Source organism: Streptomyces platensis, assembly GCF_008704855.1.
GTDB classification, from domain to species: domain Bacteria; phylum Actinomycetota; class Actinomycetes; order Streptomycetales; family Streptomycetaceae; genus Streptomyces; species Streptomyces platensis.
Genome location: NZ_CP023691.1, coordinates 203,507 through 229,397 on the forward strand (window position 1 = coordinate 203,507; position 25,891 = coordinate 229,397).

Annotated in this window: 21 protein-coding genes and 3 pseudogenes; 10 read left to right on the forward strand and 14 right to left on the reverse strand. The window is 69.6% G+C overall.

Going from position 1 to position 25,891, the window contains the following annotated elements:
• Window positions 1-44: 44 nt before the first annotated feature.
• The gene (locus CP981_RS00900) at window positions 45-671 is read right to left on the reverse strand and encodes a hypothetical protein (protein WP_143659000.1); all 627 of its coding nucleotides are present in this window, start codon (window positions 669-671) and stop codon (window positions 45-47) included.
• Window positions 672-717: 46 nt separating this feature from the next.
• Here CP981_RS00900 and CP981_RS00905 point away from each other — a divergent pair.
• Window positions 718-1,719, forward strand: a pseudogene (locus CP981_RS00905) (hypothetical protein); the annotation flags it as partial.
• A 323-nt stretch (window positions 1,720-2,042) separates the two neighbouring features.
• Window positions 2,043-3,251, forward strand: coding sequence for an enoyl-[acyl-carrier-protein] reductase FabV (fabV, locus tag CP981_RS00910; protein WP_085926873.1), 1,209 nt, complete (start codon window positions 2,043-2,045; stop codon window positions 3,249-3,251).
• A gap of 352 nt (window positions 3,252-3,603) precedes the next feature.
• Here the strand turns inward: fabV and CP981_RS00915 are convergent, their stop codons facing one another.
• From CP981_RS00915 to CP981_RS00930, 4 genes are all read right to left on the reverse strand, one after another.
• Window positions 3,604-4,047 carry an ATP-binding protein gene (locus tag CP981_RS00915; protein ID WP_085926872.1) on the reverse strand — a complete coding sequence of 148 codons (444 nt, stop codon included), beginning with the start codon at window positions 4,045-4,047 and terminating at the stop codon, window positions 3,604-3,606.
• 508 nt (window positions 4,048-4,555) lie between these two features.
• A complete protein-coding gene (locus tag CP981_RS00920) occupies window positions 4,556-5,974 on the reverse strand; it encodes a purine-cytosine permease family protein (RefSeq protein WP_085926871.1) in 1,419 nt (472 codons plus the stop codon).
• Between the two features lie 153 nt (window positions 5,975-6,127).
• On the reverse strand, window positions 6,128-7,936 hold the full coding sequence (locus CP981_RS00925; RefSeq protein WP_085926870.1) for a coagulation factor 5/8 type domain-containing protein: 1,809 nt from the start codon (window positions 7,934-7,936) through the stop codon (window positions 6,128-6,130).
• 483 nt (window positions 7,937-8,419) lie between these two features.
• On the reverse strand, window positions 8,420-10,255 hold the full coding sequence (locus CP981_RS00930) for a glycoside hydrolase family 15 protein (RefSeq protein ID WP_085926869.1): 1,836 nt from the start codon (window positions 10,253-10,255) through the stop codon (window positions 8,420-8,422).
• A 245-nt stretch (window positions 10,256-10,500) separates the two neighbouring features.
• Here CP981_RS00930 and CP981_RS38325 point away from each other — a divergent pair, with 245 nt between their 5' ends.
• On the forward strand, window positions 10,501-10,830 hold the full coding sequence (locus CP981_RS38325) for a deoxyxylulose-5-phosphate synthase (RefSeq protein WP_085926868.1): 330 nt from the start codon (window positions 10,501-10,503) through the stop codon (window positions 10,828-10,830).
• Window positions 10,831-10,836: 6 nt separating this feature from the next.
• Here the strand turns inward: CP981_RS38325 and tpg are convergent, their stop codons facing one another.
• The 3 genes from tpg to CP981_RS00950 all read right to left on the reverse strand — a co-directional run bounded on the left by tpg (window position 10,837) and on the right by CP981_RS00950 (window position 14,739).
• The gene (gene tpg / locus CP981_RS00940) at window positions 10,837-11,394 is read right to left on the reverse strand and encodes a telomere-protecting terminal protein Tpg (protein ID WP_085926867.1); all 558 of its coding nucleotides are present in this window, start codon (window positions 11,392-11,394) and stop codon (window positions 10,837-10,839) included.
• Window positions 11,395-11,403: 9 nt separating this feature from the next.
• Window positions 11,404-13,596, reverse strand: coding sequence for a telomere-associated protein Tap (tap, locus tag CP981_RS00945; RefSeq protein WP_085926866.1), 2,193 nt, complete (start codon window positions 13,594-13,596; stop codon window positions 11,404-11,406).
• An 87-nt stretch (window positions 13,597-13,683) separates the two neighbouring features.
• Entirely contained in the window at window positions 13,684-14,739 is a 1,056-nt protein-coding gene (locus CP981_RS00950) for an ArsR/SmtB family transcription factor (RefSeq protein ID WP_085926865.1), read from the reverse strand.
• Between the two features lie 158 nt (window positions 14,740-14,897).
• Between CP981_RS00950 and CP981_RS00955 the strand changes: the two genes are divergently transcribed.
• The 4 genes from CP981_RS00955 (at window position 14,898) to CP981_RS00970 (ending at window position 18,527) form a co-directional block, all read left to right on the forward strand.
• Window positions 14,898-16,220, forward strand: a complete 1,323-nt coding sequence (locus tag CP981_RS00955; RefSeq protein WP_244329470.1) for an alpha/beta hydrolase — start codon at window positions 14,898-14,900, stop codon at window positions 16,218-16,220.
• A 287-nt stretch (window positions 16,221-16,507) separates the two neighbouring features.
• On the forward strand, window positions 16,508-17,488 hold the full coding sequence (locus tag CP981_RS00960; protein ID WP_085926864.1) for a trypsin-like serine peptidase: 981 nt from the start codon (window positions 16,508-16,510) through the stop codon (window positions 17,486-17,488).
• Window positions 17,489-17,589: 101 nt separating this feature from the next.
• Entirely contained in the window at window positions 17,590-18,069 is a 480-nt protein-coding gene (locus tag CP981_RS00965) for a potassium channel family protein (protein ID WP_425282103.1), read from the forward strand.
• 113 nt (window positions 18,070-18,182) lie between these two features.
• Complete coding sequence (locus CP981_RS00970; protein ID WP_085926862.1) at window positions 18,183-18,527, forward strand: MmcQ/YjbR family DNA-binding protein; 345 nt, start codon at window positions 18,183-18,185, stop codon at window positions 18,525-18,527.
• A 90-nt stretch (window positions 18,528-18,617) separates the two neighbouring features.
• Here the strand turns inward: CP981_RS00970 and CP981_RS37525 are convergent, their stop codons facing one another.
• Window positions 18,618-18,773, reverse strand: coding sequence for a hypothetical protein (locus CP981_RS37525; RefSeq protein WP_167536036.1), 156 nt, complete (start codon window positions 18,771-18,773; stop codon window positions 18,618-18,620).
• Between the two features lie 776 nt (window positions 18,774-19,549).
• Between CP981_RS37525 and CP981_RS00980 the strand changes: the two genes are divergently transcribed.
• Window positions 19,550-19,945, forward strand: a complete 396-nt coding sequence (locus tag CP981_RS00980; RefSeq protein ID WP_085926861.1) for a nitroreductase/quinone reductase family protein — start codon at window positions 19,550-19,552, stop codon at window positions 19,943-19,945.
• Between the two features lie 256 nt (window positions 19,946-20,201).
• On the opposite strand, the gene CP981_RS00985 is transcribed toward CP981_RS00980, so the two are convergent.
• The gene (locus CP981_RS00985) at window positions 20,202-21,341 is read right to left on the reverse strand and encodes a diaminopropionate ammonia-lyase (RefSeq protein WP_167536037.1); all 1,140 of its coding nucleotides are present in this window, start codon (window positions 21,339-21,341) and stop codon (window positions 20,202-20,204) included.
• A gap of 98 nt (window positions 21,342-21,439) precedes the next feature.
• Here CP981_RS00985 and CP981_RS00990 point away from each other — a divergent pair.
• Window positions 21,440-21,613 (forward strand): annotated as a pseudogene (locus CP981_RS00990) (helix-turn-helix domain-containing protein); the annotation flags it as partial.
• A 125-nt stretch (window positions 21,614-21,738) separates the two neighbouring features.
• Here CP981_RS00990 and hemC read toward each other — a convergent pair.
• Window positions 21,739-22,674 carry a hydroxymethylbilane synthase gene (gene hemC / locus CP981_RS00995; protein ID WP_085926859.1) on the reverse strand — a complete coding sequence of 312 codons (936 nt, stop codon included), beginning with the start codon at window positions 22,672-22,674 and terminating at the stop codon, window positions 21,739-21,741.
• An 89-nt stretch (window positions 22,675-22,763) separates the two neighbouring features.
• Here hemC and CP981_RS01000 point away from each other — a divergent pair, with 89 nt between their 5' ends.
• The gene (locus tag CP981_RS01000; protein WP_085926858.1) at window positions 22,764-23,432 is read left to right on the forward strand and encodes a hypothetical protein; all 669 of its coding nucleotides are present in this window, start codon (window positions 22,764-22,766) and stop codon (window positions 23,430-23,432) included.
• A 230-nt stretch (window positions 23,433-23,662) separates the two neighbouring features.
• Here CP981_RS01000 and CP981_RS01005 read toward each other — a convergent pair.
• The 3 genes and pseudogenes from CP981_RS01005 to CP981_RS01015 form a co-directional block, all read right to left on the reverse strand.
• Window positions 23,663-24,007 (reverse strand): annotated as a pseudogene (locus tag CP981_RS01005) (MFS transporter); the annotation flags it as partial.
• A gap of 120 nt (window positions 24,008-24,127) precedes the next feature.
• Window positions 24,128-24,826 (reverse strand): class F sortase, encoded by a 699-nt coding sequence (locus CP981_RS01010; protein ID WP_085926857.1) that lies wholly within the window; start codon window positions 24,824-24,826, stop codon window positions 24,128-24,130.
• A 124-nt stretch (window positions 24,827-24,950) separates the two neighbouring features.
• A complete protein-coding gene (locus CP981_RS01015; protein WP_143658998.1) occupies window positions 24,951-25,817 on the reverse strand; it encodes a hypothetical protein in 867 nt (288 codons plus the stop codon).
• Between the last annotated feature and the right edge of the window lie 74 nt (window positions 25,818-25,891).

Genomic DNA, 25,891 nt, shown 5'->3' on the forward strand with positions numbered 1-25,891 from the left:
GACAACGCCACCGGCCCGCCGGACCGCGCGGGCCGGTGCGCGTCCTAGCTGATGAGGTCCTGGGCGCGCAGGTACCCGGCGGGCCGCTCGTGCTCGCCGACCCAACGGTGGGCGGCGCGGGAGCGGGCCGCCTCGATCAGCGCGCCGCCGTAGTGGCGGATGACGAAGACCGGCAGGCCGATGCGGTAGCGCCGGTCGGGTACGCCCGCCACGCCGGACTGTTCCTCGATGAACAGCGGAGCCAGCGCCGGATCCTGCGGTTCCTGCACACCGCCGGTGGGGCACAGCTCAAGGCTCACCAGCCGGTGCCCCGAGTTGCCGGTCCCTTGGGGGCACCAGAACAGGCCGACGGCATCCAGCGAGTCCCACGGAATGACCGCATGCGAGGCCTTGTTGCGCCACCACCACACGCCGGTCGTGTCGAATGCCAGGTAGGCGTCACGGTCGCCCCACACGGCCCACGCCATGAACACCGCGACCGTGCCGCACACCAGGAACCAGATCACCGCGAAGACCCAGGTGCCGACGCCGTATCCGTGGACCAGGCAGGCGACCGGCATCGACAGTCCGAGGGCGAGACCGGCAACGGCACCGGGCATGGTCCGGCGCATCCGCTGCTTGCCGAAGCGGAACATGGTGGCGTCAGGGGCAGGGGTACGTCCGGGAAACATGCAGGCAGCCTACGAAACGTCGGCGCCCCACTGGACAGCGGCCCCGCTGCGCACCCTGATGGCCGCGAACTACCGGGCCCTTCCGTAACCGCCGTTCGCTGCTGCTGCTCCATCTGGAGCGGCAGGTACGGATCGAGGAACTGCCCTGGGTACGGGCGGTGTCCGGGCAGCCGGGCGACGAGGCGGCGCAGGAGGGTGCGCATCCCGCGCTGCGGCAGCTGGGTGAGCTGGCCGTGCAGGGGTTTCCCGGCACGCTTCTTCCCAACCCTCTGGTCCGCGAACTCGGCGTGCTGGCCCGTCAGGCCGACCTCGGTGCTCCGATGGTCGAGGAGCCGGCGGCGGACATCTTCATGGGCACCTTCGCCCCGAAGTTCCTCACGGCCGCGAGGATCGCGGGCGACCTGCTGCGCGGCACGCTTTACGAGCGCTACTACGGGATCGACTACGCGACGCTGCGCATCGGGCAATCGCCGAGACGGCCGAGGCACTGACCCGCTCCTACCGGCCGCGCACCTCCCCGCAGTTCGCGCGGCTGTGCGCCGCGCGGGCCGGGTCGTCCGGGCAGGGCTCGGTGGCGGCGAACGGCAAGATGATCGAGCAGGCGCAGATCCTCACCACGCACAATCTGGCAACACTGGTGCGCCAGGTGGGCATCGCCCCGGAGCCCGGCTGGGAGGATCTGGCCCGTCGCTGCTTCCGTACGGTCTGCCGGCTGACGGCCCGGGTGCACCACAACCCACGACCCTTGGCGACGATCAAGGACGCGGCGTACGCCTGGCGCCAGCTGATCTTCTTCCTCGCACTGTGCACACCCGCCGAGCAGTCCCGGTTGCTCAGCCGGCTGGGCGAGGAGACGGCCCGTCACCCGGCGCATGTCGCTGCCCGGCTCGCCCCGGCCCTGGCGGGGCTGCACCTGGTGGCGGCCGGCGGAAGCTTCCCCGCAGACGGGACGGCGCTCGGCGGCCGGGCCCGCCGTTTCCTCGGTTGGACCACCGGGGAGCACTGGCTGCGCCGGCTTCCGCCGACGAGGGATCAGGCGACGGGCTGAGGGGTCGGCTTGCCGGGCCGGGACGCGTACCCGTAGGGGGCCGGGTTCGGGTACTCGTAGGGAGGGGTGAGCGTACCCGCAGGAGTCAGCGAGTACGGGGCCGCAGCCATCGGTTGCCCCCGGCATGCGCACCCCGGAGCCTCCTCAAGCACATCGGCCGGCCGCACTCACTGCCCGAACTGAGCGAAATCCTCCAACACCGCCCTCTCATTACTGTGACCGCCCAACTGATCATGAAATGGTGCGTGGTCGCAGACTTGCAGGGTGCGGTGCGTGCTCCGGTGCGGGCCGCCGCCTCCGCGACGACCCGAAGGACGTGCCTCATGAGCGAACGAGTCATCACCCCGCGCAGCCGCGGTTTCCTCTTCCTCGACTCCCATCCGGCCGGCTGCGCCCGCCTGGTGCAGGAGATGTGGCAGGCCGTCCCCGCGCCCGGCGAGGTTCCGAGCGACGCGCCGGTGGCGCTCGTCGTCGGCTCCTCGGCGGGGTACGGGCTGGCCGCGACGATCGCCGGCCTCGCCCGGGTGGGCATCCGCGGCATCAGCGTCTGCTTCGAGAAGGCCCCCACCGAACGGCGTACCGCCTCGGCCGGCTGGTACCGCACCGCCGCCACCGCCGAACTCGCCCGCCAACACGGCCACGAGATGGTCTTCCTCAACGGCGACGCCTTCTCCGACGCGATGAAGGACCAGGTCGCGCAGCTGCTCCGGGAGCGTTTCGGCCGCCTGGACCATCTGATCTACTCGGTCGCCGCACCGCGCCGCACCGACCCGGACACCGGTGCCACCTACGCCTCCGCCCTCAAGCCCATCGGCGAGGCGTACCGCACCAAGACCCTCGTCTTCGACGGCGAGGGGACGCCGGAGGTCAAGGAGGTGGAGACGGCGCCGGCCACGGATGACGACATCGAGCAGACCGTCGCCGTGATGGGCGGCGTGGACTGGGAGCGCTGGATCGACCATCTCGCCGAACGCGAGCTGCTCGCCGACGGATTCAGCACCGCGGCCCTGTCGTACATCGGCTCGCCGCTGACGGACGGGATCTACCGGCAGGGCACCATCGGCGCCGCGAAGTGCCACCTCGAAGCGACCGCCCGTACGCTCAACGAGCGCCTGGAGAAGCTGGTCGGCGGCCGCGCGGTGACCTCCGTGAACGGGGCCGCGGTCACCCAGTCCTCTACCGCCATCCCCGGGATCGCGCTCTATGTGGGCCTGCTGCGCGGTGTCCTCGGCGATGCCATGGTGCCGCCGATCGCGCAGCTGACCAGCCTGTGGGACCAGCTCACCGATGCCCGGCCGCTCGATGTCGACGACGACGGCCGGGTCCGTCTCGACTCCTGGGAGCTCAACAGCGCGGTCCAGGCCGCCGTCACCGAGCGGTGGGACACGGCCACCACCGACAGCATCACCCGGCTCGCCGACCTCGACTGGTTCCACGCCGAGGTCCAGCGGCTCTACGGCTTCGCGGTACCGGGAATCGACTACTCGGCCCCGACCGCCACCCAGGTCCCCTGGCCGGATGCCGTCTCCTGACTCCGGTGACTCCGGTCACTCCCGTGACTCCGGAAAGAAGGCCGCTCGAACGCCGGGAGCTGCGAAAGGGCAAGGGCAGTGAGTCCACATCACCGGGCGTGATCGCACGCTTCCGTCTCGCCGGATTGCCGAGTAACTCGGCGATTCTGCGGGGCTGTTGACGGTGTGATGGATTCTGCTGACTGCGACCCAGCGCATTTAGCTGTCAATTACACGTCAAGGAATACGAACGACGGCTCGACACCGTCCCCACCACATTCCGATCGCGCCGAGCATGGCACCCTCACCGACAGGGCTCACGAGAATTGCGGCGGACGGTTCGCTTTCACGCCGTGGCTCTTGAGTCACGGCCTCAGCGGGCACTGTCCGGGGCACCCTGACGGGAGATGACCGCCGTCACGGTTTTACCGGCCGCCTCGCTGTGGACCTCTACGGATGCCGCGAGGCGGCACACCATCGACCACCCGAAGCCGCCGCCCTCTCCGGTGACATCCGGCGTACGGGGGCGCGGCAGAACGGGGCTGGAGTCGCCCACGGTGATCACGACCGACTCCGGGTCGGCCGTCAGTCGCAAGGTGCAGAGCTTGCCGCCCGCATGACGTACGGCGTTGGTGACCAGTTCGGAGACGACCAGGATCACCGCGTCCCTGGTGTCCTTCTCCAGGGAGGGTTCCAGGCGCTCCAGGAACGTGGCCGCGATATGCCGGGCGGGACCGACAACTTCGGAATAGCAGTCCAGTTCAAGCTCCAGCACCGGCGACGCCGTGACCGTGCGCGGAGCCTCGGCGGTGCTCATGATAAAGCTCACCTCGTATCGCATCGACTTGCCTTCAGGCCGGAAAGCGTGCCCCCTTCCCGAGGTGTCAACCACACATTTCCGAGTTCGGACGAAAATGTTTACTCTTCGCAACCTCAGAATGATCGAACCCCGTCCTGCCCGAACCGACCCGGGCAAGCGGAGCGCCGCGGAACACCTCACCGGACCGGAAGTCGCACGGTGAGCTCGGTGACCGTCACGGCCATCAGGTCTTCCCTACGATTCCGGCACCGGAAATGATCAGTGCGGCAGCATCAGAAGAAGGGGCACCACAGTTGTCAACCTCAAGACAATCGCGTGCCCGTATCCGCTGCCGGCAATCGGAAATCGCCCCCGGTTTGCTGCCCGATCCGGCGGGTAAAAGGCACTGCGTTCCTTGCGCCGCACGGCCCGCGGCGCGGCAGGACTCATGACGGCCAGCGGCACCGGACCCGCCGCCCGTGCAACGAGCGCGGCCCCCGGGCACCTGCCCTGGTGAGCGCCCGGCTCACCCACTCGTTCCCGGCGCAGCCGCGACCGGCTCCTCCCTCTCGGCCCTACCGGCGCGCACCAAAAGCCGCAAAGGCGCATAGACCGCCACAGAGGCCAGGAACGCGACGTAGTACGCAAAATCGGCGCCATGCAGTGCGGCCGCGACCGGGCCGACGAACAGGGTGGTGTCCATGAAGGGCACGGCCGCGGCGAAGGCGACGACGAAAGCGACACACGCGGGCCACCAGGGCTGGGGGCGGCCGAACTCGGTCTCGACGTCGATCGGCGCACCGCGCCGCGCCTTGGCCCGCAGCCGCGCGTCGACCAGCACGATGCCCACGAACCCGGGGATCCAGTAGCCGACGAACAGCAGCAGGTTCTGGAACCGGAGCGTGGTGTCGGCGGCGTGCAGCCAGAGGACGAGCAGGAAGCCGAGCACAGCGGCCGCCGCCGCGGCGAGCGGCCTGGGAACCCGTATACCGGCCGCCTGAAGGGCCAGCGAGCCGCTGTAGTCGTTCATGGCGTTGCTGCACACCGCCGCGGCCGCGATGGCCAGCAGCCCGAAGACGCCGAGGACCCCGCCGCCCAGCAGCCCGTGTACCCCGGCGGCGGTCTGGTCGGTGAACAGCCCGGCTCCCCACAGCCCCAGCGCCTGGACCCAGGCGAAGGAGAGCACCATGCCGAGCAGGGAGTACCAGAACATCCGGCGCCGGGAGGTCGCCCGGGGCAGGTAGCGGCTGAAGTCCGAGGCGTAGGGCGCCCACGAGATGGCCAGACTGAGCGCGACGGTGCTGGTCAGGACGAAGGCGCCGAAGCGGTCGGCGCCGTGTGCGGAACCGGAATCGGGGAGCGGCACCCCGGACAGCAGCTGCACGCTGAGGACCACGAACGCGCCGCCCAGCACGAACGTCATCACCGTCTGGAGCTGGTGGAGGGCCTCGTAGCCGAAGACACCGACGACCCCTTGGAGCAGCAGGACCACCAGCGCCCCCAGCCAGAACGGCCAGCCGAGCAGCTGGGCCAGCGCCTCACCGCCGAAGAGGCCGATGAGCGCATCCCAGGCCACAGAGGAAAGCCACTGCATGATGCCGGGCAGGGCCACCCCGCGCCCGAAGGCGAGCCGGGCGAGCGGTAGCTGACCGGTTCCGGTCCGGCTGCCCCAGGTGCCCAGATATGCGGCCGGGACCGCACCGACAACCGTGCCGAGCACCATGGCGGTGAGGGCCGTCCAGAAGTCCAGCCCCAGCGAGACGCCCACCGTGCCGGAGAACACTCCGGTCATGGTGAGGTTGGGGGCGAACCACACGGTGAAAAGCCGGGCAGCCTTCCCGTAACGGTTACTTTCGGGCACCGGCCCGATTCCGTGCCGCTCGACCGCCAGGTCGCCGGGCCGGGCAGGCATCCGCCCTCGGAAGGCGGATTCTTCGATGGTCATGACTCTCCAGGCTTCAACAGACGCGCCCTACGGTAGGCCGGAGCGCCGGCCCGCCCGTCAGGGCCCCCTGGCACGGCACCGCCACCGTTGCCGCTACCGTACGGGGGCCCACACGGCGGCCATACCGGGATCGCAGGGGGCCGCGCAGGCGGGTCACGGATAGGAAACCACCGTGGACGGCACCGTCGACGTACCCGAGGTGGGAGCGCCGATGCTGTTGATCACGTGCTCGTACTGCCCCTTGCCGCCCAGGGAGACCACCAGCAGGTGGTGGAGCTGCACGCCTGGTTTGCCGGGAGCCTGGAAGCCGTGGTCCTGACGGATGGTGGGGTCCACGTTGTAGTAGCAGTAGCTGCCCAGGCCCCACCCTTCGTGGGTGGTCACACCATCAGCGATCTTGTACGCGGCGTACCCCTTGATGTCGCCGTTCTGTATCGCGGCCTGATTGGGCGCGTCGTAGGCCTTCTCGTTCTGGAAGAAGACCGTCCGTCCCCGTTCGCCGCGCCACTCCACGTCGTACTTGTTGAAGTGCTCGACGAAGAGCCCGGTTATTAGGACGTCGTCCCCGTTGACGCGGACCCCGTAGTCGGCCCGGTTCGTCTCCCAGCCCACTCCGTCCCCGTGGTCGGCCCGCCAGACCCAGGTGTGGTCGATGAGGGTGTGGTTGCTGTTGATCACCATGCTGGTGGTGGCCTTGCCCGGGCCCGCCCCACCGATCCGTATGAACACGTCCTGCACCGTGGTCGGATTGGCGGCGTGATCGGCGGACGCGCCCTCGGGGCCGACCTCCAGCAGCGTCACGGAGTTGACCGGACCGGCATCGACCAGGAACCCGGCAAGCCGCACACCGTCGACGTCAGCGACCTTCATGGCCGTCGCACCGTTGTCCGGAACGAGAGTCGGGTATCCCAGCCCCAGCACCACGGTATTCGCGCGCCGCACCTCGACCGGCCGGTCGAGATGGTAAATCCCGGGCGTGAGCAGCAGGTTGAGGCCCTGGGCCAGCGCCGCGTTGAGAGTTGCCGCGTCGACTCCGGGCCTGGCCACAAAGAACCGGTCGAGCGGAAGGGACTCGCCCCTTGGTGTGCCACTCCCCCAGGTGGTGCCGCGGGCGTTGACGCGCTTCTCCGGGAGAAAGACCTTGTAGTCGGCCCCGTCGAGGTAGAGGAAGGGCTTCTCGCGGGAGACCGGCGTGGTGTCGAGAGTGGTGTACGGCGGGTCGGGAAAGCTCTGTGCCGGGGCTCCCTCGACGCCGGAGAACACCATGTTCCACACGGCGTTGTTCCAGCCGCCCACCGAGCTGTCACGGGTGTACCACTGCTGCTGCGAGTAGGGGCCCACGGTGCCGTCGATGCGGCAGTCGGCGATATAGCCGCCGCTGGCCCAGCCGTAGCCGTCCGGCGCCAGATTCAGTCCGCCCTTGATGTGCATCCGCCGGAACGGAGCCGCCTGCGCCACGGCCCAGCGGTTGGTGCCGCTGACCGGATGGAGCGTCAGGTTCTCCGCCGAGCGCCAGAAGTTCTGTGTCGCGTTGCCGTTGAACCAGCCGGCGTCCACGGTGACATCGCCGTGGAACGTCGTGTCACCGGGCGACAGCCCGAGCCCCGCGATCGAGGTGTAGAAGCCGATCTGCGCGTTCAGCCCGCGGTACGTGCCCGGCTTGAAGAGGAGAGCGAACCGCCCCTCGCCGAACTGCGCCGACTCCTGCCGCTGGAAGATCTCGTCGAGCGTGCCCTGGATATCCGGCGTGGCGGGATCGAAGACCAGCACATTCGGGCCCAGGTCGCCGCCGCCCGGCAGCGCAGCGGCAGCGGGCGCAGCGGCAGCGGGCGCCGCGGACGCCCGGGCGGGAAGGGCTGACAGACTGGCGGCGGGCACGGCAGCCGCCATCGCGGCCAGGACGCTACGGCGGGAGGGCCTCGGTATACGGGGCGCCGAGTCGCCGGTGGGGGGTGTGGGCATAGCGGCTCTCCTGATTCAGGAAGTGAACGAGGGAAGTTCATGGGAGCGCTCTCTTGCCCGATGCATGTTCACCAGGTGTGGACGGTCCGTCAAGGGTTCTGTCGGAAGTTCGAACCTTGAACTGACTGAACTTCAACTCATCGTTGCTGCAATGCAGTTGAGTCCGCGATGAGCCTTGCCCCGCCCCCGGGCCGGAGGTTCACCTGTTGAAGTCTCCGTGTTCGGGAGATGCCACTGATCGTCCGAGCGGAAGGGCGCGGCCTCAAGAGAGCCAGTCCGCCGAGGGTCAGCACGGGGGGCGCACCGACGTGCGAAAGGCAGTGCGCCGCAGCCTTTTCCTGCCATCGGGACGGGTTCTCCGCCGACGGTAGGGCCGCCCGCAGCACCGCGCCATGCGGGGACGCCGTACGGGCGCGCCGGGGAGAAGCCCGCGGGGAGAAACCAAAGTCAGCCCGCTCCTGAACGGTCCCGCCCGCTCCGGCCTCAGCCCAACGCCCGGTCGAGGTTGAATGCGGCGCTGATGAGCGCCAAATGGGTGAAGGCTTGGGGGAAGTTGCCCGTCTGTTCGCCGGTGCGGCCGATTTCTTCCGCGTACAGGCCGAGGTGATTTCCGTAGGTCAGCATCTTCTCGAAGGCGAGCCGGGCCTCGTCCACCCGGCCGGCGCGGGACAGCGCCTCGACATACCAGAACGAGCAGATCGAGAAGGTGCCTTCCTCGCCGCGCAGCCCGTCCGGACTGCTGCGGGGGTCATAGCGGTAGAGCAGGGAGTCGGACACCAGCTCCTCGCCCAATGCATCAAGAGTGGAAAGCCATTTCGGGTCCGTGGGCGAGATGAACTTGGCCAGCGGCATCATCAGAACGGAGGCGTCGAGAACGTCATCGCCCTCGTGCTGAACGAACGCCTGCCGCTTGCTGGACCAGCCACGGTCCATGATCCGCCGATAGATGGTGTCCCTGGCCTTTCCCCAGCGAACCATGTCCGCGGGAAGCCCCCGGTGGGCGGCGATCCGCATCGCACGCTCCACCGCCACCCAGCACATCAACTGCGAGTACAGAAAGTTCTGGGTCTTGCCGCGGGTCTCCCAAATGCCTTCGTCCGGCTGGTCCCAGTTGTCACAGACCCAGTCCACCAATTTACCGACGGTGTCCCAGTGCTCGCTGGACAGCGGCTCCCCCCACTTGTCGTAGAGGTAGAGGGAGTCGATAAGTGCTCCATAGATGTCCAGTTGGAGCTGATTGACGGCATCATTGCCGATCCGGACGGGGCTTGAGCCCAAGTGACCCTCCAGGTGGAGGAGTTCTTCCTCGGGAAGTTCGCTGCGCCCATCGATGCCATACATGATCTGCAATGGGCCCTCGGCGCATTCCGTGAGGCAGACGTTCTGGGACAGGAAGTGCACAAAGGCCTTGGCCTCGTCGGTGAAGCCCAGTCTGAGCAGCGCGTAGATGCAGAACGCGGCGTCTCTCACCCACGCATAGCGATAGTCCCAATTCCGCTCGCCACCGATCTGTTCGGGCAGGCTGGTCGTGGGAGCGGCCACGATGGCGCCGGTCGGCGCGTAGGTGAGGAGCTTGAGGGTGAGCGCGGAGCGGTGCACCATTTCCCGCCAGCGCCCTCGATAGCGGGAGTGCGACAGCCAGCCGCGCCAATACCGCACCGTGGCGCCGAACAAATCCTCCGCCTCCGTCAGCGGACAGGCCCGTGGCTCCACCCCGTCACCGATCCGGTCCAGGGCGAACACCGCGGCCTTCCCCTCCTCCAGCGTGAAGGCGCAGCAGGCGTCCGGACCATCGATCTCGACCGGAACACTGGACGACAGCGCCAGCGAGAGCCCCGGCGAATCAAACACGATCTGGCCCTGCTGGGAACTCACGGTGTGCACACTCCGCCCGTAATCGAAGCGCGGAGCCACCCGGGCGATGAACGGCAGCGACCCGCGCACACAGAGCACCCGCCGAATCAGCCGGTGCCGGTCCGCCTCGCGGGAGTCATCGACGATCGGCATGAAGTCCTGCACCTCACCGACCCCGTTGTCCGCGAAGAACCGCGTGATCAGGATGTTGGTGTCGGGAAAATAGAACTGCTTCGTCCGCGCGGGCACATCCGCGGCCAGCTGAAAGGCCCCACCGCGATCGGCATCCAGGAGCGCCCCGAACACACTGGGTGCGTCGAATCGTGCACAGCAATACCAGTCGATGGTGCCATTGGTACCGACGAGCGCAGCGGTACGCATATCGCCGATCATGCCGTGCTCGGCGATGGGCGTATAACGGAGTTCATCCGCCTTGCTCGGACGAAGACTCACACCGGCTGTCATATGCCCTCCCCGGCATTGGGGAGCAGGTGCAGTGCCTTCAGATTACCTCCCGGAGCCACTACGTCCCCGTCGTGGCGGCCGGGACACGACCGCCACCGACCCTCATCTCCACACGGATGCGATTGGTCACTCATCGTGACCGAAATCGAGATGCTGGGACCTGCCCCGACTGGCAGGAAGCCACCGAGCTCTCGGCGCACGAAATCCTGCTCGTCAGCTCCCCGAAGGATCTTTAGGCTGAGCAGGTGTCCAATGGGAAAACCTCGTACGTCTGCCTCCCCTGCCGGGTCTCGTACAAGCAGTCCTACGACAGGGCGAGGCAACGTATCTGTCCGCGCTGTGCGGGACCGATGATCCACGCGGGATCGGCCTTCGCGGCGCCTCGGCAGCGAGACGTCGCAGCATGGCGAACTCTCACCGTGTTGTTGAACGCTGGCGTTGGCTTCCACAAGAGCTGCTGCGGCGGACCCGGCTATCGGCCCCGAACGCTGCGCGACGTGCGGGAACGGATGACATTCGCTCAGCGCAGCGATACGCCGGTTGCCGGGGCGCTAGTACGTCGTGACGTGCCATGACCCCTGCTAGAAATCCATCTCGACATAGTCGATATCGGTGAACTCCACCTGGAGCCCATCCGCCCGTCGGCCGCGGTCCTTGAAATAGATCTCCTGCAGGCCTTCCGCGGCGATGTTCTGGAGCTGTTGTTCCGATGCTCCGGCGGCTTGGGCGTCGAAGAGGCGGGCCGCGTACGCCGGTGGCAGATGCTGGGTGATGAGACGGATACGGCCGTCGTCGGTGGTGCCCGGTGCGGCGGTGAATCCGAAGCGGGCCCGGGTTTCGATGACGATGCCGCCTGTGCTGGCCGCCTGCTTTTTGGCCCGGTCGCGGACCCTGGGCTGCCAGTCCTTGGTGACCTCGGCGACAAGTCGCGCAGCCAGTTCCGGGCGGGGCCGCTTGATCTGGTCCTTCAGGTAACGCTCCACCGTGCGTTGGGAGATGCCCAGTCGTTGCGCCACCACCTTGGTGGAGCCCTTCTCGCGCTTCACCAGGAACCTCATCTGCGCACCGGCGGATTTCGGAATCGGGCGTGTGGCGGTATTCGCCGCGGCCTTGTCGAGGCTGTCGCCGAGGATGCCCATCGCGTCTGCCTACTCTCCGCCTGCGGCGGCGTCGCTGCCTTTGATGTGCCGGGCCGGGTTGATCTGCTCGTCCTCGATCATCGAGGCCACCCACAGGAAGTCCTGGGTGCCTTCGTGCTTGACCATGCCCGGGGAGACGCCGAGCCGGAACCCGCCCGGCAGCGGCTTGCCCTCTTCCGTACGGGGGAGGAAGTCGAGCGGGCCGGCGCCGTGTGAGAGGTAGACGGCGCAATCCGACAGTACGGCGACCGGGAAGACGCCGGCCGACGCGAGCTTGCGCATTTTGCGGTGCATGTTGGTGCGGGCCTTGCCGATGAGCTCCGCCCGGATGTGCGGGCTCCAGGTCGGCCGCTCCAGAGCAGGCCACCGCTCGCCGTATTTGTAGCCGACGCCCTGCGGCCGCTCACGGAGCTTGCCGATGCCGCCCTTGACGGACGACTTGATGGCCGACAACACGGCGGCCTGTCCTGGATCGAGGTCCTTGTGGCGGGCCATGGCGGCGAGGAACTCGTCATCCGGCATACCGGCGGTGACGCCGAGGTCCTCCATGGTGGCCATGTACGCGTCGCGCAGCCGGGTGTACCAGGCGTCCAGGTAGGCGCCGTGCTCGTACCGGACGTAAGCCTCGATCGGCCGCACCGGCGCACCGAGTTCCACCGCGTAGGCAACGGTCGAGGTCGCGTACCAGGCCGGGCCGGTGGGGCGGGTGCCCTTGGGGGTGAAGGGCGATGGGAGCCGTGGATCGAGGTCGAGGCGGGAGAGGTCCACCAGCCAGGAGCCGGGCAGCTTGGCGTCGAATGCCGGGGAGCTGACGTGGGTGGCAGGGCCGGTCCCGACATTGAGGCGGTTCGCAGCGGCGGCGAAGGCCATATTGACGTCGATGCCGACCCCGTGGGAGTAGCCCTGGGCGCACTCCTCGTCGGTGAGCGGCCGGAACCAGTCGTACGCCTCCTCGTCCAGGACCTGGTCCGGGGTGCGTTCGTGGTGGCGGGGGTAAAGGGAGGCGACGACCGGATGCTCGCCGGGCGCCTCGGGGGGCGCGGGGTCGACCGGCTCGGTCAGGGCGCCGGGGTTCGGGCCGGACACCCATGAGCCGGTGGCCTCGTCCCTGACCGCGCGGGTCGGTGGGCGCAGAGCCGTCATCAGCTCCAGACCGCAGACGGCGGTCGAGCCGCGCGGGGTGATGACCCGGGTCGCGTACGAGCCGAGTACCCGCGCGAGTTCCGCCGGCGGCAGCTGATCCGAATCCCCCCAGGAGCGGGCATCCAGCGCGCCCCAGGGCAGGATCGCGAACTGCACACACTGCCGCTCCCCACCTTGCGCCGGGCGGTAGATGCGCGGCCAGGGCCCGAAACCACGGCGCGTGAGCCGCCACTTCGCACGGAGGAGGTGCCTGACAACCGGGTGGTCCTCGGGCAGCCGCAGACCGCGGCGGTCCTCCAACTCGCGTGGCAGGCCCAGGCGTTCGGCAGCTTCGGCGGTGACGACGACGAGCGGATCGGCGTCCTTGCCGTGGCGGTGGAGACGCGGCGCACCGAGCTTTGCCTCGCTCAGCGTCCATTCGACCAGGGCCGGAAAGGTCGTGGCAGGGCAGTCGAGGACCAGACCGTCGACGCAGTACGCCGAGCCGTCGCCATCCAGCACGGCGAGCGGGCCGTGGACGAACCGGGGATCGGCGGCGGGCGGGGGCGTGGCCGAAGTGGTGGCCCGCTTGCTCGGCGCGGCCTTCTTTGTGGGCGGGCGACGGGACGTGGATGAGGAGGCAGAGGAGGGTGCGGTGCGCGCCGTCCGCGTGGGGGCGGGGACGGGCGCGCGCGCAGAATCGGCAGCAGGGCTGGGCGCCGTGGGCGGGGCCACGGCCGGGGCCGGTGGCGGTGTGACGGCGGGGCCGTCGCCCGCTTCCGGCACGGCAGAGGAGGGCTTGCTGCCCTGGCTTCCCTGGGTCGGGAAGCGTTCGGCCAGGCCCTCCAGGAGCCGGATGTAGGCGGCGCGCTTCGGTGGCCGCGGTTCGGTCCGGCCCAACTCCCAGCTGGTGATGGTCTCGCGCCGTACCGAAAGGGCCTTGGCGACCTGATCCTGGCTCAGGCCACCGGCCTCCCGAAGCCGCTTGCGCTCGGCCGGCTCGGGCAATGCGTCCTGCGTGGCAGCCTGCTCGAGCAGTGCATCGACCGATGCGAACAGCTCGTCCTGATCGTTGGGCACAGAGAACACCTCCGCCCCCACCCTATCTGAAACGCACCCCCGAACGATGATCAAACGCACGGCGGATCGCACGCGGGCGCATCTTCCTCACGTCTCCCTACACCGAGTCTCTGCCTCGCCGCGATCTCCGCGACGATGGAATATCGCGCGGTATTCTCCGCCGCTCGCGCTCCCCGATCGGGCGCGGCGCTGCACCAGCAGACTCCCCAGCGCGGTGCGCCGGTGCAGGACCGCCCGACCCGCGCGGGCCGTGGTGATCAGGCCCGCGCCGCGCAGGGCGGCGGTGTGGGCGGAAACGGTGGCGTTGCTGACGTTCAGCTGCCGGGCGAGTTCGCTGGTGGTGTGCTCGTCCGCGAGGAGCAGCAGGATGTCGAAGCGGGTGCGTCCCAGCACGCCGGCGAGCGCCTCGTCCGTGCCGACCGCCCCGGCCGGCGAGAGCGGCAGCCCCGGGCCGGCCGGATAGGTCACGGCCACGGGGCGGCCGGGCAGGTCGGAGATGAGCGGCTGGCCGGTCCAGTGGAAGGTGGGCAGCAGGAGGAGGCCGCGACCGCGCAGCGTGATGTCGTGCTCGTGGGGCGCCGCGCAGTGCCAGACGTTCTCGTGCAGCCGGGAGCCCGGGACGAGTTCGGTGAGTGCCGCGCCGATGCCGTGCTCGGCGACCGCCAGCGCATGGCGGGTGAACTCCGCCTGGTGGAGGTCCTGCACCACCGGCCATACGGGGCGCAGAGCCGTATCGAACGCCGCATGCTGCGCCCGGCGGAGGAGGTGCCAGGCGGAGCCGTCGCCCCGGTGCAGATCGCGGAGCCACAACGGAGCCGGGGACGGCTGCCGGGCGTGGACCCGCTCGATTTCGGCGCGGACCAGCTCCGGGGGTGACGCTCGGACGGTGTCCAGTCCGTCCTTCAGGGTGTCGCTGAAGACGTCGAGGAAGGCGGGGGCCACCGCGGCAGGGACGAGGTCACCGAACGGCTGGACGGCGGGCGGCAGGGACCGGAGCAACCGCCGTCGCCAGCGGCCGAACAGCAACTCGTCGCCCGGCGTGCACATCTTCATGAGCGCCACGTTCAGCTCTTGCAGCGGGGCCGGCCGGGGTGCGAACCGGACCTGGGCGAAGTCGACCGCCGTGAAATGGATCCGGATCACTACTCTCCCTGGCGGCGGATCGCCATCGTTTAGGGCAGGGCCTGAACGATGGTCCGTCCTCCCCGCTCGCTGCCAACATCCAGGCCACGCCCCTTCATTCACTCAGGGGCTGCCGAAAGGCACAAGGACCGAGATCACAGAGGTACAAGGGGAGAGCCATGTTCCGCAAGAACGTCAACGATGGGGAGCGAGCGGGCGGCAGGTCTGTACTGGAGCACGGCCATGAGGGTGCCGTGCCCGGTGGCGAGGAGAAGGCAGGAGTGAGCCGTCGGACCCTCACCACATCAGCCGCGCTGACCGCCACGATGCTGCTCGCGGGCGGCGGGACCGCGCAGGCGGGCCCCGGGAAGGCCCGCGGCGCGAAGGACCTCACCCTGCGGTTGCCGGCGCCGACCGGGCCGCACCGGATCGGGGTCACCACGCTGTATCTGGTCGATCGCACCAGGCGCGACCCATGGGAGCCGCTTCCCGTCCGGGAAGTGATGGCGACGGTGTTCTATCCGGCCCGCACCGTCCGCGGCTATCCGGTGGCACCGCAGATGTCCAGGGGCGCCGCGGAGCGCCTGCCGTTCATCGACCCGCTCTTCCATGAGGGGCTGCCGGCGAAGGGCGTGAACTGGGCGGGCACCAAGACCCATGCGCATACGGGCGCGCCGACGCAGGACGCGCGACGGCCGGTGCTGCTGTACAGCCCGGGAGGCGGCGACCCGCGCACCCTCGGCACCGGTATCGCCGAAGAACTGGCCGGCCGCGGCTACGTGGTGGTGACCATCGACCACCCCGGCGACGGCAGTGAGGTCGAATTTCCCCACGCGCGGGCGGGGAGGAAGAAGGTCCGCGAAACGGTTTTCAGGGGGAACCCGCGGACGGACCCGAAGACGTTCCGTACGGCGATCGACACCCGGATCGCCGACACCCGGTTCGTGCTGGACCAGCTGGAGGCGCTGGCCGCCGGACGGAATCCGGACGCGGCGGGCCGCCCGCTGCCGGAGCACCTCGGTCGTGCGCTCGACCTGCGGCGGGTGGGCATCTACGGGCATTCGGCCGGTGGCACCACCGCGGCCGAGGCGATGTACGAGGACCGGCGCATCCAGGCCGCGATCAACCTGGAAGGCTTCCTGGACCATCCCCCGGCCTCCCCCGGCCAGGAAGGAAAGCTCTTCCCGATCGCCCAATACGGCACGGACCGGCCGCTGCTCCTCCTGGGATCCGATGGCTTCCCCTACAAGAGGGAGCTGGAACGTTCCTGGTCGGCGATGCTCGCCCATCGGCACGGCTGCACCACCCGTCGGCAGCTCGACCACGCCGCGCACGCCGTGTTCAACGACTACGCCGTCATAGCGCCCCAGTTGCAGGCCGCCGGGCTGATGTCCGCCGCCCACCGGATCGAGCTGGTCGGCGCGATCGACCCGGCGGTGTCGGTCCCCCTGGTCCGCCACCACGTGGTCTCGTTCTTCACCCGGCACCTGCCGACATGCTGAGTGGCGGGGCGTGGCGGCGGCCCGCACGCTCGGGGGCTCGTCGGGCTGCCGAGCCCGGCGGCCCTATCGGACGGGCCCCGGCTCTGGCCCTGGCCACAGCCCCGGCCCCGGTTCAGCTACGCGGAACCATGAGTTCCGCGCCCAGCCGTCACCGCACGTCCTTTTGACGGTATGCCAGGCATTCCGGCCCGGACTCTCGCCATCCGCTCCCCGGCCGTAGGACCATGGCACGCTCGCCTCGCGCACGTCTCTCGTTCCGTACGCCGGCCCTCGGGAGGACCCGGATCATGAGTAGACCGATTGCTGTACGCGGCCGCCTCGCCCTGCTGCTCACCCCGCTGCTGCTCGGGCTGACGTTCACCCTCGCCCCGGCCCCGCCGGCGCACGCCGCGCACGCTCCGGACGGCCACGGGCACGGGTCACGCCTCGCCGCCGAGTCGGCCGACACGTACTGGACTCCGCAGCGGATGCGGGCAGCGCGCCCCGCCGCCGCGAGAAAGGCCACAGGTGCGCCGCGCCCGGCGACGGATCCGACCCCGCCGAGCCACCCCTTCGACGGCCTCCCCCAGGTGGGGACGTTCTTCTGGACGGACGGCAGCAACACCGGCCGGTTCTGCGGCGGCACGGTCGTCCGCAGTCCGCACCGCGACCTGGTGGTCACTGCCGCCCACTGTCTGCGCTCCCCCGACCCGAAACGGCATCTGTCGTTCGTCCCGCAGTACCACGACGGGCTGAAGCCGCACGGGATCTACCCCATCGAGCGCATCTACCTCGACCAGCGCTACTACGACCTCGGCACGAACGCGGGCGCCCGCTGGGACTACGCGGTCGTGCGGCTCGGCGCGCGGGAGGACGGCGCCGAGGTGGAGGAGGTGACCGGCGGCTTCGACCTCCTGCCGTACCCGGGCTATGACCACCGGACCGTACGGCTCATCGGCTACCCCGGCAACAAGGACACCACCCACCCCAAACCGCTCGACTGCACCTCCTCCACACACCGATACACCAGCACCGACCCGGCCGCTCCCGGCCATTTCCTGGAAATCGCCTGTGCCGGCTATATCGGCGGCACCTCCGGCGGTCCATTCCTGGTGCGGGATTTCACCGGTTACGCCCTGATCGGCGTCATCGGCGGCTACCACACGGGCGGTGATTTCCCGGACGTCTCGTACAGCTCGTACTTCACGCTCGACACCCTGGCGCTCTACCTGCACGCCGTCCATGGCGATCCCCCGGCCACACCACGCCAGAACGTCTCCTCGCACTGATCGCGGACGCGGGCATATCCCGGGCATCGCCTTGGTCCTGTTAATGTCAGCAGCGGCGGAAGGCCGGTTATCCGCCCGGCCGCAGTGGAAGGTGACGCCCCTTGGTGCCGTCGTTTCTCGTGTCCGTACTGAATCGCCTCTTCCGTAATGAGGCCTGGCGCCGGCTGCACGCACAAGCGGCGATCTGGGTCACCGTGGTCATGACCGCGGTACTCCTTGCGGGTGCCGCTCTCGTCGTGGTCGCCGAATCCAGTGCGCCACACGCCAATATCACGTCTTATCCGAAGGCGTTGTGGTGGTCGATCGAGACGGCGACCACCGTGGGTTACGGGGACTTCTATCCCGTCACACTGTGGGGCCGCGTCATCGCATCCCTGTTGATGCTCAGCGCCATTACGGCATTCGGCGTCATCACCGCGGCCCTCGCCACCTGGTTCGTCGGCCACGCGGAGCAGGACATGGTCCGCCTGGGCAAAGCGGTGGGGAACCATGCGCGCGAGGACGCGGAGGCGCTGCGTTCGGAGCTGCACACGCTGCACGAGCGCTTCGATCACGTCGAGAATCTGATCCGGGACAAGTGAGCGCACTCCGCCCGCTGAGCAAGGGCGGGCGCGGAGCTCGGCGTAGCTTCGCGTATGCGGGGAGCCCGGCACATCCCTGTTCGTGCACTTCGCCGCACGTCTAAAGTACTCACGTGATCGATTCCGCTGACGTCCGCCGTATCGCCCTCTCCCTGCCCGAGACAGTGGAGAAAGAAGCCTGGGAGATGCCCACCTTCCGGGTCGCCGGGAAGATGTTCATCACGATCCCCGACGATGAGACGTCATTCGCCGTGCGATGCCCCATTCATGAGCGCAAGGAGCTGATCGCAGCGGAGCCGGAAAAGTTCTGGGTACCGCCGCACGAGGCGAGCTCCCACTGGGTGAGAGTGCGTCTGGCCGCGCTCGAGGACCTGACCGAGCTGCGGGACATCCTCGTGGATTCCTGGAAACAAGCGGCACCACCGCGGCTGGTGGACGCTTTCCCCGGCAGCGACTGAACCATCCAGTAACTGATCCGTCCGGCAACTGATTCCTCGCTTGCTGCCGTCCACTGTCTCTGCTGCCGTTGATATGCGCGCAGACCGCAATCAGCGACGGCGCAGATCACTCCAGTCCAGCGCTTGGGACGCCGTCAACTGCGAACGCTCGGCGGCCTCGCGGGCTTCGGCGAGGATATCTCCGTGCTCCTCGACGAGCTCTTCGTAAATCGGCGTGGGGCTGGAGGTGTGTGTGGAGGTCGTCATGTCTCGTCCCTTTCCCTGGTGATTCCTTGTACTGCGGCTTGGTAGGTTCTCGCCGCCCTGGAAAGAAGGGAGCACCACGGTGGTAGACGTGGTGCGCAAAGGGAGGTTGTCCCCACACATGCGCCGCTCCCCCGTGCGGCGCTGGACATCGTGTCATGTGCGCGGCGAGCACGCAAAAGATCATCCCAGCCCCTGAGACCGCAGCCTGAGCCCCCCGATGCCACCACGCCAAGCGCACTGCCTCTCGGTTGAGCGTGTTCGAGTCCGACGCCGTGGCCGTGTCCGCCGACGATGATCCGGTCGCCCGCTAGGGTGAGCCGACCAGTGGGTGAACTCCGAGCGACGGCCAAAGGTCTCCATCATGAGTGGCGTCCTACGGCTGGCCACGGGCCCCCCGGCCGACAACTACGGCGGGCCGCTCTGCACCGCGGGAGCCACCGCCTGACCGACGCAGATCGACGAGGTACTCCTGATGCCCCTGCCGCTGCCTCGCTTCGGCGCGATTCTGCTGACCATGAATGACCGGCCGGAGGACTTCCCCCGCGCCCTGGACTCGCTGCTGGCCCAGCAGGACGTCGAGCTGGAAATCGTGGTGGTCGGCAACGGTGTGGTGCCCGAGCAGGTGCCCGACGGCATCAGGACCGTCACCCTCGGGGAGAACGGTGTAGCCGGCGCCAGTGGCAGGGCAGATGAGGGCAGATGTCGGGTGGACAGCTGCCTGGAGATCCTTGCGGCTCATCAGCAGCAACGAAGCACCGCCAACGGGAAGGCCGTCGATGTCGCGCTATCGCGAGATCAAGTTCCGGGCTGTTACGTCATTCCAGAGGAGAATCGGCAATCCGATTCTCTCCCGGCTTCCGCAGCAGACCCTTCTGGAGACGACCGGGCGGAAGTCCGGATTGCCCCGGCGGACGCCCATCGGTGGCCGCCGTATCGGGCATGCCTTCTGGTTCGTCTCCGAGTACGGCGAGAAGTCTCAGTACGTACGGAACATTCAGGCACATCCGCAGGTCCGGGTCCGTATCAAGGGGCGGTGGCATGCCGGCACCGCCCATCCGCTCCCGGAGGACGACGCCCGCGCGCGGCTCAAAGCCCTGCCCCGGCTGAACAGCACGGCGGTCCGGGCGGTCGGGACGAACCTGCTGACGTTCCGGGTCGATCTCAACGACTGACCGAGCCGGCTGCCGGGCACCGCACCTCGGGCCAAGGCTCCGGAGCAACGCCGGGACGGGCGGCAGGGCCGGGCCAGCGCCCTCCCGTGGGGGTTGGGGCTGCCCCCGTCAACTCGTGGGCCGGCAACGGACGGTCGCCGGCACGTGCAGGCTGTTCACGCCGCACAGACCGGTGCGCTGGTCCTCGTACGCACCGGTCTCAGTGAGGTCTGCCACGGTCCGCCCCAACTGATCGACGGTGATCAGAGCGGAGCGGTCATGACGGGTTCTCGCGATGGTGCGGGTTGGCGGCGGTGCCCTCGGTGCTGAGCAGGACGAGGGTTGAGGCGGGGCTGAGGGACAGGGCGGCGCGGCGGGTGGGGGCGCCGTCGCCGGTGAGAGCGGCGCGGACACCGGCGAGCGAGGCGGCGCCGCACGGGCCGGAGGGGACGCCGAGGGCGGCGAGGTCGTCGGCGGCGCATGCGCTGTCGGCATCGGTGACGGCGATGGCGGCGTCGAGGCCGTCGCGGAGGTAGGGCCAGGCGAGGGTGGAGGGGGTGCCGCAGTTCAAACCGGCCATGGTGGTCTCGCCGGTCGTGACGGTGACCGGTGCCTGCCGGGTGAGGCTCGTCAGGACGCCGGCTGCGCTGTCGGGCTCGACCGACAGCAGGGCCGGGGCCGCGCCGTCCCCGCCGCTCCGGTAATGGGTGACGGCGGCCTGGGCGAGTGAGCCCACGCCCACCGGTATGGCGACGAGATCGGGCGATCCGGCCTCCACCGCGGCCAGTTGGGCGTCGATTTCGGCGAACAGGGTCGCGTAGCCCTCCACGATCCAGCCGGGAATCCGCTCATAGCCGGGCCAGGCGGTGTCCTGAATGAGGACCGCGCCCGGGGTGGCGTCGACCGCGGCGGCCGCTCGCCGCACCGCCTCGTCGTAGCTGCCGGCGACTTCGGTGACCCGCGCCTCCTCGGCGGCGATGGCTGCCGCGGCGGCCGGGTGGACCCCATGCGGGACGAAGACATGGGCGCGCTGCCCGAGCATGCGGGCCATACGGGCCACGGCTCGGCCGTGGTTGCCGTCGGTGGCGGTGACGAGCGTGACCTGGCCGTCGGCTTCCTGACTGCCGGCTTCCTGAGTGCCCGCCCGTTCGGCGAGGGTCCGGTGGACGGCCCAGGACGCCCCCAGCGCCTTGAACGCGGGCAGGCCCAGCCGGCACGACTCGTCCTTCACGAAGACCCGGCCGACGTTCAATTCGACTGCGAGGGAAGGAAGTTCGGTGAGCGGCGTGGGGGTGTAACCGGGCAGCGCAGCGTGGAAGCCCTGCACGTCGGCAGGGGCGGGCGGGCAGGTCCAGGTACGAGCGCCGGGGTGCGCGAACCAGGAGGGTGCGGTGAGGGAGGAAAGAATTTCAGACACTTGCGCAGCCTGCCGTCTCTCCCATTGCTCGGTCCAGCGAATGTTTCCCCTCTATATTCCTCAGGAAAGCTGACTGATTCGGAAAGTCAGGCCCGCCGATGTTCGACCTCCACCGTCTCCGGCTGCTGCGCGAACTCAAGCACCGCGGCACGCTCGCCGCCGTCGCGGCCGCTCTCTCGTACAGCCCGTCCGCCGTCTCACAGCAGCCGTCGCAGCTGGAAACGGAGGTCGGGGTACCACTGTTGGAACCGGTGGGACGGCGGGTGCGGCTGGCTCACCCGCATCGGGCGGGAACCGGTGGCGCGACGGATGCCGGCGGGCCCGCAGATTGTTCCCGGCCCGGTGAGCAGGGTGACCGCCGCCGGCCGTAGTGACCGGCCCTCCGGGGACGCGGCCCTCAGTGCGCGATGCTGTCGATCAGTTCGCGCGCACCCTGGCGCAGCAGGGCGACGGCCACGGACGTGCCGAGGGTCTCCGGGGTGAGCGGGCCGGCCCATTCGTGTGCGTTGAGGACCGTCTTGCCGTCCGGGGTGAAGACGCAGGCCCGCAGGGACAGTTCACCGCGACGGTCCGTCTTGGCGTAGCCGGCGATCGGGCTGTTGCAGTGGCCCTGGAGGACGTGCAGCAGCATGCGTTCGGCGGCCGTCTCCTGGAACGTCTGGGGGTGCCCGAGGCCGCTCACGGCGTCGATGGTCTCGGTGTCGTCCTCGCGGCACTGGAGGGCCAGCACGCCCGCGCCGACGGGTGGGCACATCTCGTCCACCGACAGGATCTGGGTGATCACGTCCGTGCGGCCGATGCGCTCGAGGCCGGAGACGGCCAGCAGCAGGGCGTCCGCCTCACCGGCTGCCAGCTTCTCCATCCGGCGGTTGGCGTTGCCGCGCATCGGCACACACTGGAGCTGCGGATGGGATCCGGCGAGCTGGGCGATGCGGCGGACCGACGAGGTGCCGATCCGGGTGCCTGCGGGGAGTTCGTCGAGGGTGAGCCCGCCCGGGTGGATCAGCGCGTCACGGACGTCATCGCGCTCCAGGAAGGCGGCGAAGGTCGTGCCGGCCGGCAGCGGACGGTCGCCGGGGATGTCCTTGACGCAGTGCACCGCGAGGTCCGCATCGCCCGCCAGGAGGGCGGCGTCGACCTCCTTGGTGAACGCCCCCTTCCCCTCGACCTGGGACAGGGCGCCCATCCAGCGGTCGCCGGTGGTCTTGACCGGGATGACCTCCGTGGCGATGCCGGGATGCAGCGCGCCGAGTTCGGCGCGGACGCGCTCCACCTGGGCCAGCGCCATGGGCGAGTCGCGGGAGACGATACGGATCAGTTCTGGGGCGGACATGGGCCCACGATAGACCGTCAGATCCCGTTGCCTGCCACGCGCAGGTCCCGGCTCGACCCACGCTCGCTCGTACGCGGTACGGTCCCCCCATGTCCCGGTCAACGTCCCGCACCACCGAAGCCACGCTCCCGCCGTCCGCCGTCACCGCGAACGACCTGGACCGTGCCGTGCAGCTCGCCGTGTCCGTACTGCGCCAGGCGCCGCCGACGGCCTGGGACGCCAAGGCCGGTTCACTGGAGTGGGACTGCTGGGAGACCGCCGAACACCTCAGCGACGATCTCTTCGCCTACGCCGTGCAGCTGGGCCCCCGGAGGCCACCGTTGGAGGGCAATGTGCCCTTCGTTTGGGAGAGCCGGCGAGTCGGCGGTCCCGCGAACGCCGTGCATGCCGACCGCGCGGCGGGGCCCGCGGGGCTGCTTCAGGTGCTGGAGGCGAGTGGCGCGCTGCTGGTGGCCATGGTGCGTACGACGGCCCCCAAGGTGCGGGCGCACCATGTGTTCGGGGTGTCGGACCCGGAGGGCTTCGCCGCGATGGGCGCCGTGGAAACCCTGGTGCACACACATGACCTGGCGGAGGGCCTCGGGCTCGCCTGGAACCCGCCCGCCGATGTGTGTGCCCGGGTGCTCGCCCGGCTGTTTCCGGACGTCCCGGCGGCCGACGATCCCTGGCGCGCCCTCCTGTGGGCCACCGGGCGCGCCGAGCTGCCGGGTCAGCCTCGGCGCACCACGTGGCGCTGGGACGCGAGGGTACGGGGCTAGGGCGCTTGCGCCGCCCGGGTGAGCCGGGGCGGGAGTGGGCATGGCGGCCCGGGCGAGTCGGAACGGGCACCGGCATCGGTGAGCCGGGGCGGGCGCGGACACCACGGCCCGGGCGAGCCGGAGCGGGCGCGCGGGCGTTCCGTGGAGCGCCCTTCGGCCGGCCTCAATGCCGCGCCCAAGGGTGCCGCGGCCGGATCCAGATGTCCCGGGCCCGGCGCCCCGCTTCGGTACTCCACCGGGTCCGCGCCGCCCGCGGCACGGGCATCCTCCGCGTCGCGGTGCGCCTGTTCGGCCTCGCGCTGGAAGGCCGGGGTCTCTTCCAGCCGTAGTCGCGTGTACAGACCGATCAGCCCCAACGAGCCGGCGACGAGGAACGGCAGCCGCCAGCCCCAGTCCACCAGGCCGTCGTCCCCGAGCGCGGCAGTGAGCAGGGTGACCAGGCCGGAGCCGAGCGCGTAGCCGACGAAGGTGCCGAAGTCGAGCCAGCTGCCGAGAAATCCGCGCCGGGTGTCCGGTGCGTATTCGGCGATGTAGGTGGTCGCTCCCGCGTATTCCCCGCCGGTGGAGAACCCCCTCCGGCCCATGGCCCCGGCCCCGGCCCGGCCCATGACAAAGCCCAGGCCGGTCGGTGGAGCGGCGGCCTGGGCTTGTCCTGAGATGCCGGTGCGGGCCTCTGCGATGCGCAGCGAGCCCACTCAGGCGTTTCTGAACGACGCGAGGTGGGCGAACACCACCACATTGTCGACGTAGTCCTTGACCTTCCGGTCGTATGCGCCACCACAGGTGATCACGCGAAGCTGCGCGGTGGGGGCGTCGGAGTAGACCCGCTCGTTGGGGAAGCGCGCCTTGTTGAAGGTCTCGACGGAATCGACCTTGAAGCTGGCGATGATGCCGTCTTCACGGGTGATGTTGATCGTGGCGCCGGGCTTGAGCGATTCGAGTTGCAGGAACACCGCCGGTCCGGTCTTGGTGTCCACGTGACCGGCGATGATCGCCGATCCGCGCTCGCCGGGCGCGGCACCGTCCTTGTACCAGCCGACGAGATTCTTGTCGCCCGCGGGCGGCGCGTCGAGCTGCCCGGTCGGGCCGATAGCCAGCTGGGTGAAAGGCGCATCGACGGCGATCTGCGGAATCGACACCCGCTTCGGTGCGGAACGGGGCAGGGCCAGGTCGGGGACCGCCGGGGAGGCGGAGCCGTGCGGGTTGGCGGACTCGGCCACGGCGGAGTGGGACTGCGGCTTGGGGTCCGCCGAGGTGTCCACGGAGTTGTAGACGAGGAGTGAGCCCAGCAGAAACGCTCCCGCAGACCACAGCAGACCGCGGCCGATGGGGCGCGACGCGGAGGCGGTCCGGGAGGGATGCGAATTCGGCTGAGGCGACTGCGGGGCGGTCATGTCAGGGTGCCTTTCGTGAACGAGGCGGTGGGGCGTGAGGGGGGCATCGGTACGCAATCGCCGCGGCCACCGTCCACGTGGAACGGTGGCCGCGACAGCGCTTCGGTCTCCGTGCGGTGCCTGATCAGGCAGCCGCGGTACCCGAGGCATTGCGACGACGCAGCATGTACGCACCGGCGCCGAGACCGCCGAGCATCAGCACGGAACCCGCGGCCATCCCGCCGCCGGTCGCCAGGCCGCCACCGCCGGTGTGGATGCCGCCGTGCGGCCTGCGGTGGTCGCCGTAGCCACCGTTGTCACGGTCGCCGTAGCCACCGTTGTCACGGTCGCCGTAGCCACCACGGCCGTGGTCACGGCCGTGGTCACGGCCGTGGTCGCGGTCGCCGTAGCCACCGCGGCCGTGGTCACGGTCGCCACGTCCGCCACGGCCGCCCTTGTCGTGGTCGTCGCCGTAGCCGCCGCCCTGGTCCCAGTCACCGAGCACGGCCTTGGCCATGGCACCGCCACCGGTGTGCATGCCACCGCTCGGCCTGCGGTTGTCACGGCAGTGGTCACGTCCGTTGCCACGTCCGTGGTCCCGGCCGTCGCGTCCGTAGTCACGCCCGTTGTCACGGTCCCGGCCGTTGTCCCGGCCGTTGTCGCGGCCGTTGTCCCGGCCGTCGCGGCCGTCACGGCCATCGCCGCGGCCATCGCGGCCACCGCGGCCATCACGACCGTCGCCCCGGCCGTCGCGGCCACCACGGCCGTCACGGCCGTCACGGCCATCCCGGCCGTCGCGGCAGTTGTCCCGCCGGCGGTCACGGTCACGGTCCCGGTCCCGACCGTGGTCACGGTCACGGTCGCGGTCGCCGTTCGTGGCCTGGTTGTGGTTGCTGGAGGAAGCGCTGTCCGACGCAATGTCCTCCGTGATCATGGCGTTCGCAGCCGGAGCAGAGATTGCAAGCACCGCCGTGATGGCGGCTGAAGCGAACAGGGTGCGAGCAGTGCGCATGGGGACATGTTCCTTTCGGCGCAACTGCGAAGGCTGACTCTTTGTCGGCTCATCGGATCGCAGTGGCGACGTGA

What these genes read in the sequence shown, in the direction of transcription:
- CP981_RS00900 (WP_143659000.1), bottom strand. Translation starts at nt 671, where the DNA reads ATGTTTCCCGGACGTACCCCTGCCCCTGACGCCACCATGTTCCGCTTC.
- fabV (WP_085926873.1), top strand. Translation starts at nt 2,043, where the DNA reads ATGAGCGAACGAGTCATCACCCCGCGCAGCCGCGGTTTCCTCTTCCTC.
- CP981_RS00915 (WP_085926872.1), bottom strand. Translation starts at nt 4,047, where the DNA reads ATGAGCACCGCCGAGGCTCCGCGCACGGTCACGGCGTCGCCGGTGCTG.
- CP981_RS00920 (WP_085926871.1), bottom strand. Translation starts at nt 5,974, where the DNA reads ATGACCATCGAAGAATCCGCCTTCCGAGGGCGGATGCCTGCCCGGCCC.
- CP981_RS00925 (WP_085926870.1), bottom strand. Translation starts at nt 7,936, where the DNA reads ATGCCCACACCCCCCACCGGCGACTCGGCGCCCCGTATACCGAGGCCC.
- CP981_RS00930 (WP_085926869.1), bottom strand. Translation starts at nt 10,255, where the DNA reads ATGACAGCCGGTGTGAGTCTTCGTCCGAGCAAGGCGGATGAACTCCGT.
- tpg (WP_085926867.1), bottom strand. Translation starts at nt 11,394, where the DNA reads ATGGGCATCCTCGGCGACAGCCTCGACAAGGCCGCGGCGAATACCGCC.
- CP981_RS00955 (WP_244329470.1), top strand. Translation starts at nt 14,898, where the DNA reads ATGTTCCGCAAGAACGTCAACGATGGGGAGCGAGCGGGCGGCAGGTCT.
- CP981_RS00960 (WP_085926864.1), top strand. Translation starts at nt 16,508, where the DNA reads ATGAGTAGACCGATTGCTGTACGCGGCCGCCTCGCCCTGCTGCTCACC.
- CP981_RS37525 (WP_167536036.1), bottom strand. Translation starts at nt 18,773, where the DNA reads ATGACGACCTCCACACACACCTCCAGCCCCACGCCGATTTACGAAGAG.
- CP981_RS00980 (WP_085926861.1), top strand. Translation starts at nt 19,550, where the DNA reads ATGTCGCGCTATCGCGAGATCAAGTTCCGGGCTGTTACGTCATTCCAG.
- hemC (WP_085926859.1), bottom strand. Translation starts at nt 22,674, where the DNA reads ATGTCCGCCCCAGAACTGATCCGTATCGTCTCCCGCGACTCGCCCATG.
- CP981_RS01000 (WP_085926858.1), top strand. Translation starts at nt 22,764, where the DNA reads ATGTCCCGGTCAACGTCCCGCACCACCGAAGCCACGCTCCCGCCGTCC.
- CP981_RS01010 (WP_085926857.1), bottom strand. Translation starts at nt 24,826, where the DNA reads ATGACCGCCCCGCAGTCGCCTCAGCCGAATTCGCATCCCTCCCGGACC.
- CP981_RS01015 (WP_143658998.1), bottom strand. Translation starts at nt 25,817, where the DNA reads ATGCGCACTGCTCGCACCCTGTTCGCTTCAGCCGCCATCACGGCGGTG.